This is a genomic window from Cellulophaga algicola DSM 14237, from assembly GCF_000186265.1.
GTDB lineage: Bacteria > Bacteroidota > Bacteroidia > Flavobacteriales > Flavobacteriaceae > Cellulophaga > Cellulophaga algicola.
In genome coordinates this window covers 3,237,457-3,254,958 of record NC_014934.1, presented here as the reverse complement: position 1 = coordinate 3,254,958, position 17,502 = coordinate 3,237,457, and the positions used below count along the sequence as shown (strand labels likewise).

Below are 17,502 nucleotides of genomic sequence, written 5' to 3'. Positions count from 1 at the left end.
CTTAAAAGAATCTTGGGGTTAATGCATTTCTAGTCTTGGCCTTAAATTCGTAACGGATAAATACTTCAAAAGAACCATCATTAAAACTGGTATCTCCCAAAGCTGTTGTTTCTTTATCATACGCTAAACCTACCATTAAACGTTCTGAGAGTTGAAAACCAACTAAGGCACTTAATGCGGCATTTAAACGATACCCTGCACCCAATGAAAATTTTTCATTGTATAACATTGTGGCAGAAATATCTGTTTGCAAAGGAGCGCCATTTACAGCTTTTACCAATACTGCAGGTTTTAATTTTAGATTGTAACTCAAATCAAATACATACCCAGAGATTAGATACCAATTCATCCGTTCTGTACCTACTGTGGATGCAGAACCTGATGCATTGTCAAAATGCTCGGTCTCTAAAAAATTAGGTACTGAAAGTCCCGCATAAAAACGATCATTATGGAAATAAACTCCTGCGCCAAAATTTGGAGAAAACTTTTTATCAATAGATTCTACTCCCGGAGGAGCAGTAGACGGATTATAGTTTCTTAATTTATTAAAATCGATATTTAAAAAATGACCCCCTGCTTTTAATCCAAAACTAAGCTTATTCGTTTCCGAAGTTAAAATTGTATAGGAAAATGTAGCATCAAAATACGTATCTTGATTGGTTCCATTTCCAATTTCGTCATTCACAATAGATAGCCCTGCTCCTATTTTAGAGGAAATTGGACTATGAATATTTAACGTTTGCGTGGTAGGAGCACCATCTAAACCCACCCATTGTGATCTATGCAAAGCTGCAATACTCAACGCACCACGAGAACCTGCATAGGCAGGATTTACGGCCAACGTATTGTACATATATTGTGTGTACTGAGCGTCTTGTTGCGCCTTAAGACTCCCGAAAAACGGAAGTATCATAAGCACCAATAGCATTGTTATTTTTATGTAGTTACGAAGTTTCATGACTTTCGTTATATTATCTGTTTATATATAAGTACCCCGATTTTTGTTTTGCTTCACCACGTTTTACATATTTAATCATGTAGAAATAGGTGCCAGCAGGTAAATAATCGTTGGCTTTAATTACTGCTTGTCCGTTAGACAATCCTGAGAATGAATTTGAACTATTGTTGTATGCTCTTGTTCCATATACTTTATTTCCCCAACGGTTAAATACTTCTACCGTATTTTCTGGGAATGCTTCAATATTAATAATTCGGAAAACGCCATCATTAGAATCAGGTGTTATTAAATCACTAGCGATACTAATATCACAAGCCACATCTATAGGTGGTGTACCGCCAACAGAATCACACGCATCTAAAGGATCTGTAGTGTCTGTTACTTCCTGACCGTCATTGATACCATCGCTATCACTATCAGGATCAAAAGGATCTGTCCCTAAATTTTCTTCCTCAGCGTTTGTCAATCCGTCTGCATCGCAATCCGTTGTTGGTAGCGGTGTACCGTTCAATGAATCGCAATCATCTAATGGATTGGTATTATCCATAACCTCTTCACCATCTTCAACACCATCGCCATCTGTATCCGGATTATTAGGGTCTGTACCTAAAGCATTTTCTTCACTATTGGTTAATCCGTCATTATCAAAATCATTGGTAACAAGAATAATTCCTGCTACCGTGTTACCAGCAACGTCTGTAACGGTTACCATTATTGTTGTTGGGTAATCTAATGCAGGTAACACTCCACTAGTAGGTATTGCTGTTTCCGTATCTAATGACCAGGTTCCCAAACTATCTGTAGTTACTGTATAAGTCACTTCTGGAATACCATCTCCATCTGTATCTATCGCAACGCTAATAGTTTCATTCGGAGAACCTTGTCCTGTAATTACGGGGGTCAGGTCATCTGTAATGTCTTCATTCAGCAGTGGTGCTTGCGTATCAATCACTACCGTAAAATCTATTGATGGATTACTAAAGTTTCCAAAGGCATCAGAAGCTATTGCGGTAATGGTGTAACTACCGTCTAAAAGCGCGGTTCCAGAATAGTCAAAGGTCCAATTTCCTGCAGTATCTGTTGTCGTTGTTCCGATGTTGACCCCGTCTAAAAATAATTCTATCGTTGTATTTGTAGCTGCTAGTCCAAAAATATCCAGTGTATTATCTGAAGTAATACCGTCTGTAGGAATATTTGTATCTGTACTTATCCCTGTAATCGTTGGAGGGTTTACTGTTCCTACTTCAACATTATAACTTTTTATTGCTGTAGTACTTCCTGTATTGCCAGCTATATCTGTGGTTGAAAATGTAGCATCTACCGTAGTGTCTGTGTCTAAAGCTAGATTGTTTCCTGAAACTGAAATATTAAATTCACCAGTTGTATTCACGGTACCTGTTACAGTAACGCCGTTAATAAATAAGCTTATAGTATCTCCAGAATTAAAATCTCCAGAAACTGTTCCTGTAATAGTTATAACACCTGAGGCCTCTATGCTATTCACCACATTATCTGCGGTAATATTAGCTAGGGTAATCGTTACTACAGGCAAGGTAACATCTACGGTATAGCTTTTGGTTGTAGTTGCTGTACCTGTATTACCAGCAGTATCTGTTGTACTGACACTCCCATTTACAGTAGTATCCGTATCATTTGAAAGATCTGCTCCTGGAACAATAATATTAAAGGCTCCCGAACTAGTTATAGGACCTGTTGTCGTTATTCCGTTAATTTCTAAGCTAACCGTATCTCCTGTATTAAAATCCCCAGAAACTGTTCCTGTGATGGTAATGTTTCCACTAGCTTCAATCGCATTGATGGTATTATCAACTGTAATATTATTTATAGTTAAAACTGGTACTGGCAGTTGTATATCTACTACATATAGTTTATTATTTATTGCTGTTCCAATGTTACCGGCGGCATCTGTTTTTGTTATACTTCCTGCTACTGTAGTATCGCCATCTAAGGATAAATCATTCCCAGCAACGGTAATACTAAACATTCCTGCAACATCTACAGCTCCCGCAGTGGTTACTCCGTTTATGACTAAGCTCACCATATCTCCTGCAATAAAATCTCCAGAAACTGTTCCTGTGATAGTAATAGATCCAGAGGCTTCATTGGCATTTATAGTATTATCTATTGTAATATCGTCAACTATTAAAGTTAGTGATGGAGCCATCACATCTACCATGTATATTTTATCTTCAGTTGCAATACCAGAGTTTCCTGCAGCATCTATAGTTAGAACACTCCCTGAAACCGTAGTATCTACATCTAAAGCTAAATCGTTTCCAGAAACATCAATACTGAATACTCCAGAACTATTAATATTTCCTATTGAAGTTACCCCATTTATAACAAGCGTTACGGTATCTCCAGAAGTATAGTCTCCTGTTACAGTTCCTGTGATGGTTACAGATCCCGCAGCTTCACTAGCGTTTATAACGTTATCTGCTGTAATATCATCAATAATCAGCGTGAGTATAGGTAAAGCAGTATCTATGGTAATAGCGAAATCTGTTGATAATACACCTGTATTACCTGCTATATCTGTTGCTTGAGCTGTAATAGTATAATCACCATCTGGTAGTGATAGGGCCGTATGGTCAAAGGTCCAATTCCCAGAACTATCTGTGGTGGTCGTCCCTATACTGACTCCATCTATAAAAACTTCGACACTACTATTTGCTTCTGCGGTTCCATTAATGAGTAAGGTGTTATCTGACGTTATACCATCTGAGGTATTGCTTCCTGTATCTGTACTAATTGTTGTAACCTCTGTGGCTATTGGTGCCATGGTATCAACGTTATATAATTTATTAGACGTTCCTGTTCCTACATTTCCTGCAGTATCTGTCGATGAAATTGTCCCAACCACTGTAGTATCTGAGTCTGAAGACAAATCTGCTCCCGATACAGCAATCGTAAATGCTCCTGCTGCATTAATAGCACCGCTTATAGTTGTACCGTTAATAAGAAGACTTACGATATCACCTGTATTAAAATCTCCTGCAACAACACCTGTTATGCTTATAGGGCCAGAGGCTTCTATGATATTGACCACATTATCTGATGTGATATCATTAATAATCAATGTTGGTATTGGAGCATCAACATCCACATTATACATTTTATCACTTGTTGCTACTCCACTATTTCCTGCAGCATCTGTAGCATTTACAGAACCTGAAACTGTGGTATCTACATCTAAAGACAAATCATTTCCAGATACCACAATAGAAAATATACCTGCAGCATCTATGGTTCCTGTAATGGTAACTCCATTAAGTACTAAACTTACAGTATCGCCAGTAGAAAATTCTCCAGAAACAGTTCCTGTAATGGTTATAGTTCCAGAAGCTTCACTCCCATTTACCACATTATCTGCGGTAATATCATCTATGACTAAGGTAGCCATAGGTGGTGTAATATCAATATTGTATACTTTTGTAGCTGTACCTGTTCCTGAATTCCCTGCGCTATCGGTTGTTGTAATACTGCCTTCAACCGTTGTATCTGCATCCGTTAGAAGGTCATTTTCATCAACCACAATACTAAAAGCGCCCAATGCATCTATTGCCCCTTGCGTTGTTGTACCATTGATGATTAAATTCACAAGATCTCCTGCCACGAAATCTCCTGTAACTGTACCTGTAATAGTTATGGGTGCTGACGCTTCTGAAGCATTAATAATATTATCGGCCGTTATGTTATCTATGGTAAGGATAGGCACTGGTAAGGTAGTGTCTACATTATAAACTTTGGCCCCTGTAGCGGTTCCAATATTTCCTGCACAATCTGCCGAAGAAACACTTCCTGCAACGGTGGTATCTGAATCGAGCGCTAGATCATTACCAGAAACTACAATCATAAAATCGCCCGAGGCATCAATTGCCCCAGTACTAGACATTGCATTAATGAGTAGTGTAACGATATCCCCTGTAGTATATTCTCCTGTAACTTTGCCTGTAATTGTTATACTACCTGATGCTTCAACGGCATTTACGGTATTGTCTGCCGTAATATTATCTATACTAATACCAACGCTAGGCGCTGTAGCATCAATCGTAATTGGAAAATTAGTAGACGTAGGCCCACTATTCCCTGCCAAATCAATGGTTTGAGCGGTTACTATATAATCGCCATCTGCTAAAGTAGTTCCTGTGTAATCAAAATTCCAATCTCCGGATCCGTTTGCTAAAACTGTTCCAATGCTAATACCATCTATAAAAACTTCTACCGTATTATTTGCTTCCGCTGTTCCTGTAATTTGCAAGGTATTATCTGAGGTAATTCCGTCTGATGTGTTACCTCCTGTATCATCGCTAATTGCAGTAACCATTGGTGCTGTTGGAGCAATTGTATCTACCGTAAATGGGAAATCTGCTGAAACGATGCTACTATTTCCTGCAAGATCTGTTGCTTGGGCTGTTAAGATGTAATCACCATCTGCAAGAGAAGTTCCTGTATGATCGTAGCTCCAAGCTCCACTACTATTTGTTCCTACAGTACCTAAACTAACACCATCTAAAAAAACTTCTACAAAACTTTCCGCTTCTGCCGTACCAGAAAACTCCAAAGTATTGTCTGAGGTAATGCCATCTGAAGCACTACTCCCATTATCTTCTGTAATTGCTGTAACTATAGGGGCATTTGGTACTGTCGTATCAATCGTAATTGGAAAATCTGGTGAAACAGCACTTAAATTTCCTGCTGCATCCATGCTTCTAGCCGTTAGAATGTAGCTACCATCTGGTATTACGGTTGCTGTATAATCAAAAATTAATTGTCCTACTGAATTTGAAGTTGTAAATCCTATACTCTCTCCGTCTAAAAAGACTTCTACATTAGCATTTTTCTCAGCAGCTCCAGTAATTACAAGGGTGTTATCTGATGTAATTTCGTCTGTAGCACTACTCCCTGTATCCTCTGTTATTTTAAAAATCAAAGGTGTACCAGGTGCTGTTACATCTATTGTAATTGGATAATCTGTTGAGAATGTGCTTGTATTACCCGCATTGTCTATTGCTTGTGCAGTAATACTATAATCCCCATTAGCCAAACTTGTACCTGTATAATCAAATATCCAAATTCCGGAGCTATTACTTGTTGTCGTTCCTATTTTTGTACCCTCTAAAAATATATCTACCAAAGTATTTGCATCTGAGGTTCCTCTGATTATTAAGGTTTGATCAGAAGTGATACCATCCGTCGTGCTATTCCCTGTATCATCACTTATTGCGGTAACTACGGGTGTTGTTGGCACGGAAGTATCAATCGTAATTGGAAAATTAGCCGATAAAACACTAACATTTCCTGAAGCATCTGTAGCTTGTGCTGTAATACTATACTCTCCATCAGCAAGTGTTATTCCAGTGTAATCAAAACTCCAATCGCCAGAAGCATCCGTAGTGGTCGTTCCTACACTTGTACCGTCTAGAAAAACTTCAAGACTACTGTTTTGTTCCGCGGTACCACTAAAAATCAAGGTATTATCTGAGGTAATTCCGTCTGAAGTATTATTTCCTGTATCCACACTAATTGAAGTAACTAGGGGTGTCGTTGGTGCAGAAGTATCAATCGTAATTGGAAAATTAGGTGATAAAACACTAACATTTCCTGATGGATCTGTAGCTTGTGCTGTAATACTATAATCTCCATCAATAAGTGTTATTCCAGTGTAATCAAAACTCCAATCGCCAGAAGCATCCGTAGTGGTCGTTCCTACACTTGTACCGTCTAGAAAAACTTCAAGACTACTGTTTTGTTCCGCGGTACCACTAAAAATCAAGGTATTGTCTGAGGTAATTCCGTCTGAAGTATTATTTCCTGTATCCACACTAATTGAAGTAACTAGGGGTGTCGTTGGTGCAGAAGTATCAACCGTAATTGGAAAATTAGCCGATATAACACTAGCATTTCCTGATAGATCTGTAGCTTGTGCTGTAATACTATAATCTCCATCAATAAGTGTAATTCCTGTATAATCAAGACTCCAATCGCCAGCAGCATCTGTAGCAGTAGTTCCTATACTTGTACCATCTAGGAAAACTTCAAGACTACTATTAGCTTCTGCCGTACCTGAAATTACCAAGGTATTATCTGAGGTGATGCCGTCTGTACTGCTACTTCCATTATCATCGCTAATTGCTGTAACTACAGGTGCGCCTGGTAGGGTGGTATCTATAGTAATTGGAAAATCATTTGCTATCGTACTCGCATTTCCCGAAATATCAGTAGCCTGTGCTGTTATGATATAATCGCCATCAGCAAGGGTTGTTCCGGTATGATCATAGCTCCAGTCGCCAGAAGCATCTGTAGTAGTGGTTCCTATACTTGTTCCGTCTAGAAAAACTTCAAGAGTGCTATTGGCTTCTGATGTACCTGAAATTACTAAGGTATTATCTGAAGTGATACCATCTGTAGTACTGCTTCCATTATCCACGCTAATTGCCGTGATCACCGGTAAGTTTGGCACTGAAGTATCAATCGTAATTGGAAAATTAGCCGATATAACACTAGCATTTCCTGATGAATCTATAGCTTGTGCTGTAATACTATAATCTCCATCAGCAAGTGTAATTCCTGTATGGTCAAAACTCCAATCTCCAGTTCCATTGGTAATAGTGGTTCCGATACTTGTACCACCTACAAAAACTTCAATAGTACTATTAGGTTCCGCTGTACCACTAAAAATCAAGGTATTATCTGCGGTGATTCCGTCTGTTGTATTACTGCCTGTATCCTCTGTTATTGCTGTAACTATAGGTGCTATTGGAGCACTTGTATCTACTGTAAATGGGAAATTTGATGAAGCGATGCTACTATTTCCTGCAAGATCTGTTGCTTGGGCTGTTAAGATGTAATCACCATCTGCAAGAGAAGTCCCTGTATGATCGTAGCTCCAAGCTCCACTACTATTTGTTCCTACAGTACCTAAACTAACACCATCTAAAAAAACTTCTACAAAACTTTCCGCTTCTGCCGTACCAGAAAACTCCAAAGTATTGTCAGACGTTATGGCATCTGAAGCACTACTGCCGTTATCATCTGAAATTGCTGTAACTATAGGAGCATCTGGTGCTACAGTATCAATCGTAATTGGAAAATCTAGTGAAATAGTACTTAAATTTCCTGCTGCATCCATGCTTCTAGCCGTTAGAATGTAGCTACCATCTGGTATTACGGTTCCTGTATAATCAAAAATCAATTGCCCTACTGTATTTGCTGTAGAAAAACCTATGCTCACTCCATCTAAAAATACCATTACATTAGCATTTTTCTCAGCAGCTCCAGTAATTATAAGAGTATTATCTGATGTAATTTCGTCTGTAGCACTACTCCCGGTATCCTCTGTTATTTTAAATATTAGAGGCGTACTAGGAGCTGTTATATCTATTGTGATTGGGTAATCTGTTGAGAATGCGCTTGCATTCCCTGCATTGTCTAATGCTTTTGCCGTAATGCTATAATCCCCATTAGCCAAACTTGTACCTGTATAATCAAATATCCAAATTCCGGAGCTATTACTTGTTGTTGTTCCTATTTTTGAACCCTCTAAAAATATATCGACCAAAGTATTTGCATCTGAGGTTCCTCTAATTATTAAGGTTTGATCAGAAGTGACACCGTCTGTTGTACTACTTCCTGTATCATCACTAATAGCAGTAACCACTGGCACATTTGGTGCTGTAGTATCTATCAAAACAGAATCATCTGCGGCTATACCTATATTTCCTATAATATCAGTCACAAATGCAGTAACCGTGAGTGTATTTCCTTCTCCAGGGCTTGTAAAGCTAGTCGTGACTTCTCCATTTAGAATATCTGTAGCTGTAAGTGTTTGTGGTATCGTATTTATGGTAAGAATATCACCAGCAACGGCAACTGATGGCAGCGTAATTATTACATCTATAGCTCCACTAAGCTCTGTACTATTCAAAACACCGTCGTTATTTATATCCTCAATGATAGTAACTATCGGTGCTTCTGGTGCGGTATCATTAAAAGTTAAAATTGCTTCATCTGAAGTAAGAAAGGCACATTTAAAAGAATCATCGGTGATGAGCACCCGGTATTTAAATCCATCATTAGCGAGCGTTACTCCTGTCAAGGTCAGTGTTGCTGTATCACTATTGGTGTATATATCTGTTGTATTTGTTGGATCAATAGGTACAAAACCGCTTCCGGTTAAATCATCTAATTGCCATTGGTATTGTAAAAAATTTCCGGTTGTTGTTGCCGTAAAATTTATCGCCGTACTTCCATTTGCAGTTACATCTTTGGGCTGTCCTGCTGCATTAGGAATCAAAATATCTTGTCCCTCTTGTTGAAAATCGAACTGCGTATTTCCTGAAACACTATCTGCATTTAAAGGGGTGGCATAGCCATCAACTACATTGGTACCTACCACTACACCATTTGCATTTACCGTAGTTGGTAATTCTCCTAAAATTCCGTCTCCGTTTAAATCCGTATATCCCGCTTCTTCCGTATCATTACACCCATCACCATCGGCATCTAACTCCATAAAATCTGGAATACCATTTGGAGTAGCTTCTGAATCTGCTAACGTATAATTTACGGTTCCGCTGTTTTCGCTTCCGCTAGCTTGCGCTGCATTTGGAACGCCATCTGTGCCAACGGCGCCTGTTAACCGACCTTGGCTATGTGCTTGTTTATGTCCTGCTTCTACAGCATCATAAATTCCGTCATTATCCGTATCGAGATCCATTGGGTCTGGAACCCCATCCGCATCAGAATCTAAGTCTTTACAAGCTGCAATAATTAATTCTATTTCATCTCCAACACCGCCAGTTCCTCTTTGCACAAATTGCAAGGTAAACGAGCTCACTTTTTCATTAATTCTAAGTGTCCGTGCTGCTGTTCCGTTTTCGTCATTCTGTGTGCTTTCTGCAGAATATCCTGAGGAAGCAAGTCCCGTTCCCCCATCATATACCGTATTCGATGTAGTCGCAAAATCAAACGTTCCTGATAGCTTAGACCAAGTATTCCCGTTCAATAATGTAATTGTAGCTGAATTTTGTATTCCGTCCGATGCTCCTCCAATACGATCTAAATGCAGTATTGGTTTATCTACTTCAATAGGGTTATCAAAAGCATCTACGAAGCTTACGGTAACGGTACTGTTCCAATCGTATATTGCTTGTAAAGAGGTTTTCGTTGATAAGGATTCTGACCAAAAACTGGTACCAGTGTTTGTAAAATTTCCTGATGAAAAATTTTTTGTATTAGTTGTTGTAACCACTGCTTTTACCCCATTCCCATAATCAAAAGAAGCTGTGGTTCCAGAAAGAGTCCAATTTCCAGAAAGGCTTGGTGTACACTTCCCTTCATCGGTATCTAATATTCCATCATTGTCATCATCTAAATCACAACTATTGTTAATGCCGTCTCCATCAGGATCTTCGGCAGTTGGTGTACCCGCTGTTGCACCATAGGTACATGGATTGATGACTAAGTTTGATAAAACTATTTCAATGTTATCTTCGCTAATTGAAAGAATATTCCCATCAACATCTGTTTTTAGAATGAATGAATTAACCAATCCATCTAATTGTAAACTTCCTCCAGTAATGGCAGAACATTCATCACCTGCACCCGTAAGTAAAAACCCTAAATTAGCCTGTACGGTAGTTGCAGTTGACTCAAACGCAATAGTATCCGAATTCAATTCAGTCCAAGATCCACTTGATAGTTCAAGTGTAGCAGATGAATCCCCTAAAAGCGCTAATGCTCCAAGCTTATCTATATGAAGCATAGGCTCCAGTATTTCTACGGAAAATCCCGTTGCAATTTCTATAAAACTAAAGCTTAGAGTTCCCGCTGAGTTATCTATATTTAAAGCCAAAGACGGATTCCCCAAAATAGTAGGATCACTGAAAGCTTCAGAATCGCACCCCATAGTTGCAGCACCTGTAATTGTAGCATTTCCTGTTCGCTCTGCTATAACGCGAACAAGACCGTCAGAACTTGTAGCTTCCCAAACGCCAGAACCCACATTGGTCCACGTACCCGTGGTTTGCGCAGTTGCTACTTGTATACCTATCAAAACAAAGCATAGAAAAACAAATTTTCTAAATATAGATTTTTGGGCTTTCAATCGTATGAGTTTTAGAATTGCATTGTTTTCATTAGTTGCTGACAGTAGTAAACAATTGGCTATCAAGTCCTAAAATGCAATAAATCAAACGTAAAAAAAGAAGAATCTCATCAATAGTGAAAACAAATGTTGTGAAGCTTGTTAAAAATGGGTGTGAAACCAAGAATGCACAACATTTACATTGACAAGATTGTAAATATTCTATAATAAAATAGTAAAAAAAATATCATGAAGTGCCTTTAAAAACAATTATTACCCGATAAACTGCAAAGCTGAAAAATAGGAAAGCAACTAAGAAATATAGAATAAAATAAGTGCCCTAATTAGGTTTCCTTTCTTCCCAATTTACCCGCAATAATACTGATAATCAAAATCTGAGCGGCATGAAAAATCATTAATGGCAATAAAATAATTCCTAAAGTAGCCATGTTTCCAAACACAATTTTCGAAAAAACCGTGCCATGTACCAAAGATTTTTTAGTACCACAAAAAGTAGCTGTTATCTGATCTTTTTCAGTAAAGCCTAATCTTTTAGAAATAAATTTTAACCCGTAAAAAACCACACCAAATAATACTAAAACAATACCTAATAACAGTAGCAAATCTAATACCGATACACTACTAAATATCTGTTCTTCAAAAGATGACACAAAGCTTTTATATATGATAATTAAAATTATAGATTTGTCAAATAGTGTGAGTTGCTTGCTATATTTCTGAGCATACTTGCCCAAAAATCGTTGTAAAAATAATCCTACTACAACCGGTGCTACAATCTGTCCTATTAATTGTAAATAAATTGCCGTAAAGTCAAATCCAGCATCTGATGTTTGGACAAATAATCCCATCCAAAGCGGGGTCACTAAGATGCCTATAATTCCAGAGATACTCGCATTAAAAATTGCTGCCGGAATATTTCCTTTGGCTACAGAAACCATCACTACAGAAGAAGACACGGTAGAAGGTAATGCTGCCAAGAAAAAGATAGCCAACCATAATAGTTCTTGCTCTTCTGTTAGCATTAAAGGCTTAAATAATAGCACTAGCAATGGAAAAAACAAAAACGTAGTGGATTGTATCAACACATGCAACTTCCAATTTTTGAGTCCCTCTTTTATTTTAGTGGGGCTCAGTTTTAAACCGTAAAAAAAGAAAATTAATGATATTCCTATTGTACTGATGGTATTGATAGGAACAGGACTTGATGCTGTTCCCCATTGTGGAAAAACATAGGCTAATCCGATGATAAAAAGTATGCTTACTACAAATTTATCGAGCTTTATATTCATTGCTGTGGTGCGACTTTGGGTTGAGACTTACGATGCCGTAAAATTAAGGTTAACTTTTATTCAATATGTTTTTATTTTTAACTTAAATGAGATTTTCAAAAAGTGATAAGAATCTTTCATTTCAAGAAATAAGCTCCTCTAATATTAGCTAATGTTCATTTTTATATTAAAAACACCTCCCTCGTATACCGAAGTCGTTAGAAAAGCGTTATTTATTAAAGATTAGTAACCTTCAAAATTTTCAAAGTAACATCGTGGAAAAGTGTATAAAAACAAAAGACAAAAAATACGCAGCTATTCTATACTAATACGGAAATGCCCCAGAAAAAAAACTCTAAACCATTCGTTTAAATACTCCTTTTTTAAAGGAACGGGTTATCCATTATTCTAATATAATTAATATTCTATTGGTCTAATTTTAGTTAATTATGCATAAATTAGTAGATTCCGTCAATAGTATTGCTGAAAAAGATGAAAATAAACCTAGTACTAACCAAATGCTATTGAATAAATAAGCGATACCTTAAAATATACTTATATTCATTGAACTTATATTTATATAAAAAATTTCTGAAATAATTTTATATGCAGAATAACCAATCCGTAGTTAATGCCCCTTTAGTAAAATCTGTATTAGAACCATTAAGCGAAAAATTTGATTCTTATAAAAACGCACTAAATAACAGTACAGCCATAGCTGCTATCAATAACTTAATGTCTTTTGATTTTCTTAAACTTTGCAATCAATATATTAGTTATGCCACTTCTGAAAACAAGGAAGTAGGCACTGATCAGAAAGAAATGTATTTATTGCATTATGCACTTCCTGAATCTTTAAAGGATCTTATTATTTTACACCGTGATGTATTAGTACAATTACAAATTGGCAAGCATAAAAACTTAGAACAACAAGCATCTGATAAGTCACTGCAAACCCTTATAGATGAATCAAAAGAACTATTAACAAATGCACTTTCATATTTCATTGAGGATATTGCAAAAGAAGCGAAAGAACTAAACCTATTCTTAGCTACTTCTAAAAATATAGAAGACAAAACAAAACATCATTTATCTCCTTGGGAAGTATACAGAGAACAGTTCAAAACTTTACTCGCACAATTTTCTCATATCTTAAACACTAGTTTAAAAACTCAAAAAAACATAACAACTTTTAACGAAATAAATCAACATACCAATAGTGTTATAGAATTGATTATTAAAGAATCTGAGGTTTTATTAGAGGTGTCAAATACTGCTGTCACTAAAATTGAAGCAAAAGAAGATAGTCAAGATTTACTTTCCTGGATAGAAAATAGTTTAACTCTTATTGCTGCTACCGATTTAAATAGCAAGGAAGAATTTACAACAAACATTGAAAACAAAATAAATAACCTAGATTCTTATGCTATACCTATTGGCACCAACCAAGGGTATTTATTAGAGAAAAAAATAAACTTTAATAAAAGTGTAAAAAAATGGATGGATTATAACCTACTTCCATTGTTAATGGATCTTTGGGATGGCAATAGTAATTTAAACCACTTTATAAAACTCTCCCTTTTAAATTTAAAATCTAGCTTAAAACTAGGTAAAGAAAATGATAATTTGATTGTGTATGACATACAGCTACAATCCTATAAAAAAATAAAAAAATCCTTATTAGAGAATATTGAAACCCAGAAAGCTATTGTTTCTCAAATACAGAAAATGTTAGCTACAGACTTTTTAGTAAGTAACTGCTACAACAGTGATGAATTTCTTGAAATCACCATTCAAAATTCCATAAATCAGTATACTTCTGAAACAAATAATGTAGTTGCTGGTTTTAAGAGTGTTTTTGAACAATTAGTGGCTAAATTTAATCAGAGTTATGAGAAGGTTGTATTAGAAGATCCACAATCTAAAATAGATAAAGCCTCAAATTGTATTTCTCAAAGAATGTACAAAGAAGTAAATGCCGATTATGACACACTGTTCCTTAATAAAAAATTTATAGGAGATTTGTTTTTGGTTTCTAGAACAGCTCAAGAAGATAAATTAAAAGATGCTATCGCACAATGGAACGAAGGCTTTAACAAATCTATTCTAGTTTTAGGGAATAGTCTTTCTGGTAAATCTACATTTATTCATCATTCAACAGAAGTACTAATACACCAAAAAACTATAAAGTTAAATCCTAATGATAGTGTGACTATTGAGGGGAGAAAATTTAAAACCACAAAAAACTTAAAAGAAGCACTTGATGAAGTAAAGAGAAGTTCATTTACTAAAAAAAGAATTTTGTTAATTGATGATTTAGAACTTTGGCGCGATGAAAAAAACTCCTTGTTAAATAATACTAGAGCACTCATAGATTTTATTGAATCTGAATCTGATAATGTACTAGTTATAGTAACTACTAACCCCTCTATGAGTATTCATTTGAATACCAGATGTAATTTCTCTAGTGTTTTTAGCACACATATAGCGATAAACAAATGCACTCAAGAAGAGATTTTTAAAGCTGTAATAATTCGCCATAGTGCAACCCATAGGTCTGTAATAAATAATAGAAATGAACCTTTGACAGAATCTCAAATTAGTGCTAATGTAGCTAAGCTAAGTAAAAAATTAGACTATAATATTGGTGAAGTTTTACAGGCTTGGACCTACGGAACAACAGTTACAGAAGATGGTTCTATTTTATACAAGGACACCTATTTAACTTTCCCTGATTTTTTCACAAAAGAAGAAACTATAATCATTAAGTACACTTTATTATACAACTATATTAGCGAGAAAATATTAAAGGAATTTACAGGAAATCTTTATGAAACTAATCTAAAATCTAGTTTAAAAAGATTAATAAACACAAAGGTAATTTTAAGAGACGAAGTTGGACTTTTAAGTATTAATCCGGTATTAAACCACGATATATACCAAATATTAAAATATAGAGATATCATTAACTAAATGGAAAATACATTTACATTCTACACCTGGTTAGGTTTCAGAAATCTAATACTAATTTTATTTTTTGGTTATTGGGCTTTAAAATTAATAGCCTTTTTAATTCAAAAAAAAATAGTTACCAAAAGGGTAAATAAGGACGTACTAGGCTTCTTAAATAAAATTTTATTGTTATATAAACCCATAAGTATTTTACTTATCCTATTAGGTTTTTTAGCTATTAATTATATAGTTCACGGAATTTTCTTGCTTCTTATAAGTGCTATAGGGTATCCTTTTATAAGAAATTATGTTGGTGGTGTTTTGTACAAAATCAATTCTATTTTGGCAAAAGGAGTATCCGTAACAATTAATGATAAAACCGGGGAAATAAAAAAGTTTCTTCCATTTGGGATTGTAGTGAACACAGAAAAAGGAGATAGTTTTATAAATTATACCACCATAGATGAATCTGGGTATACTGTAAATTCAAAACACGATACGGTATTAAGGCAAACTTTATTTATCAAAACGCTTCTTTCAAAATCAGAATTGCTTGATTTACTTTTTGATAATCCATTATTGAATTATAAAGAAGCACCTGTTTTAAAAGAACTAGAAGGGTCTGATACCTTAAAGTTACAATTCAACTTAGAAAAAGGAATACAAGCAGAAAGTTTGATCGCTTTTTTAACAACACATCAAATAGAAACAAGTTTAACTAATACCGCAATTGCATAATGGAAATATTATCTTCTTATAATCTTATAATTGAAGTTTCTGTAATCATAATTTTATCATTTTTATTTAATTCTATAGCTAAAAAAACGAATATTCCTGCCGTATTAATGCTTATTGTATTAGGGGTTGGTTTACAATTTGGTTTAGAATATGTAAATAGTGATGCCATTGATTTTTTTCCAATTCTTGAAATATTAGGTATTGTTGGGCTTATTATGATTGTTTTAGAAGCTGCGCTTGAGTTAGAACTTAAGCGAGAAAAATTAGTGCCCATTCTAAAGTCATTCGTAGTTGCACTATTAGGCCTGTTTTTATCTGCTTGGATTGCGGCTTTAATTCTATATCAATTTATTCCTGATATGAATATGCATTCTGCATGGCTATATGCTACCCCATTATCAATTTTATCTAGTGCTATTATTATACCAAGTGTAAATGATTTAAAATCTCATAAAAAAGAGTTTCATATTTATGAAAGTACCTTTTCTGATATTATAGGTATCATGATGTTCTATTTTCTAGCCGGAAAACTTAACCCTGCAGAAGATACTGGCATCGTTGGTTTTACTAGTAATTTATTATTAACTATTGTAATTTCATTGGTTGCTAGTTATGCCATAATTCTTATATTCCAGAATATAAAAAGCCAAGTAAAATTGTTTTTATTAATTGCAGTCCTGCTCTTACTATATGCGGTAGGCAAGAAGATGCATTTATCATCACTCATCATCATTTTAATATTCGGGTTAGTAATTGCCAATATGAAATTGTTTTTCAAAGGTAAGCTGTCCAAACTCTTAGATTATAAAAAAGCACATCATATCTATCATGAATTACACACGATAACGGCAGAAACAGCATTTGTAGTACGTACTTTTTTCTTTGTTATTTTTGGGTTGACCATAGCCATTACATCCATATTCAATATAAACGTAGCCATCATAAGTTCCTTGATTATTGTCTCTATCTATGCCATAAGAGCTGTTTTGATGCTCATTTTTGTTGGGAAGGATATGTTACCACAATTATTTATTGCACCTAGAGGACTTATTACTGTATTATTATTTTATGCCATACCCGCAGAAGCTCAAGTAGAAGGGTTTGATTCTGGAATTTTGCTATTCGTAATTATTGCTACCAGTTTAATTATGACTTTTGCTATGATTTATGATAAGAGGCGTTCTAATGTGGCTATTAATAAAGCGAACCTAAATAAAGTAGGAACTACAAAATGGGTAGCTCCTACCCTAAAAGAAGAGTAGCATAAACACACACTGCTTTTACAAAAACCCTTTGAACAAAATTCAAAGGTTTTTTTTGCAGTAATTTTAATAACGCAATGCCACTTTAAAAATTTTATGTAATAAAATTGTGACTTTCCTATTATTTATGTGTCCAATATGTATACAAAGTATTGTATAAAAAAATATTCCAATTTATAATTACGCTCTTAATAT

At 35.4% G+C, this 17,502-nt stretch carries 6 protein-coding genes; 3 read left to right on the top strand and 3 right to left on the bottom strand.

All coding sequences use genetic code 11. The features are described from left to right. Position 1: 1 nt before the first annotated feature. The 3 genes from CELAL_RS14040 to CELAL_RS14030 all read right to left on the bottom strand — a co-directional run bounded on the left by CELAL_RS14040 (position 2) and on the right by CELAL_RS14030 (position 12,376). Complete coding sequence (locus tag CELAL_RS14040) at positions 2-958, bottom strand: PorP/SprF family type IX secretion system membrane protein (protein WP_148229680.1); 957 nt, start codon at positions 956-958, stop codon at positions 2-4. A 13-nt stretch (positions 959-971) separates the two neighbouring features. Further along, complete coding sequence (locus tag CELAL_RS14035; protein WP_013551559.1) at positions 972-11,087, bottom strand: Ig-like domain-containing protein; 10,116 nt, start codon at positions 11,085-11,087, stop codon at positions 972-974. 323 nt (positions 11,088-11,410) lie between these two features. Then, positions 11,411-12,376: a bile acid:sodium symporter family protein gene (locus CELAL_RS14030; protein ID WP_013551558.1), complete on the bottom strand. Its 966-nt coding sequence runs from the start codon at positions 12,374-12,376 to the stop codon at positions 11,411-11,413. A gap of 585 nt (positions 12,377-12,961) precedes the next feature. Between CELAL_RS14030 and CELAL_RS14025 the strand changes: the two genes are divergently transcribed. The 3 genes from CELAL_RS14025 to CELAL_RS14015 are packed head-to-tail and all read left to right on the top strand — an operon-like array spanning position 12,962 to position 17,307. Next, positions 12,962-15,328: a P-loop NTPase family protein gene (locus tag CELAL_RS14025; RefSeq protein ID WP_013551557.1), complete on the top strand. Its 2,367-nt coding sequence runs from the start codon at positions 12,962-12,964 to the stop codon at positions 15,326-15,328. Then, entirely contained in the window at positions 15,329-16,045 is a 717-nt protein-coding gene (locus CELAL_RS14020) for a hypothetical protein (protein ID WP_013551556.1), read from the top strand. Beyond that, positions 16,045-17,307, top strand: coding sequence for a cation:proton antiporter domain-containing protein (locus tag CELAL_RS14015; protein ID WP_013551555.1), 1,263 nt, complete (start codon positions 16,045-16,047; stop codon positions 17,305-17,307). Before CELAL_RS14020 ends, CELAL_RS14015 begins: the two co-directional genes overlap by 1 nt. The last annotated feature ends 195 nt before the right edge of the window (positions 17,308-17,502 follow it).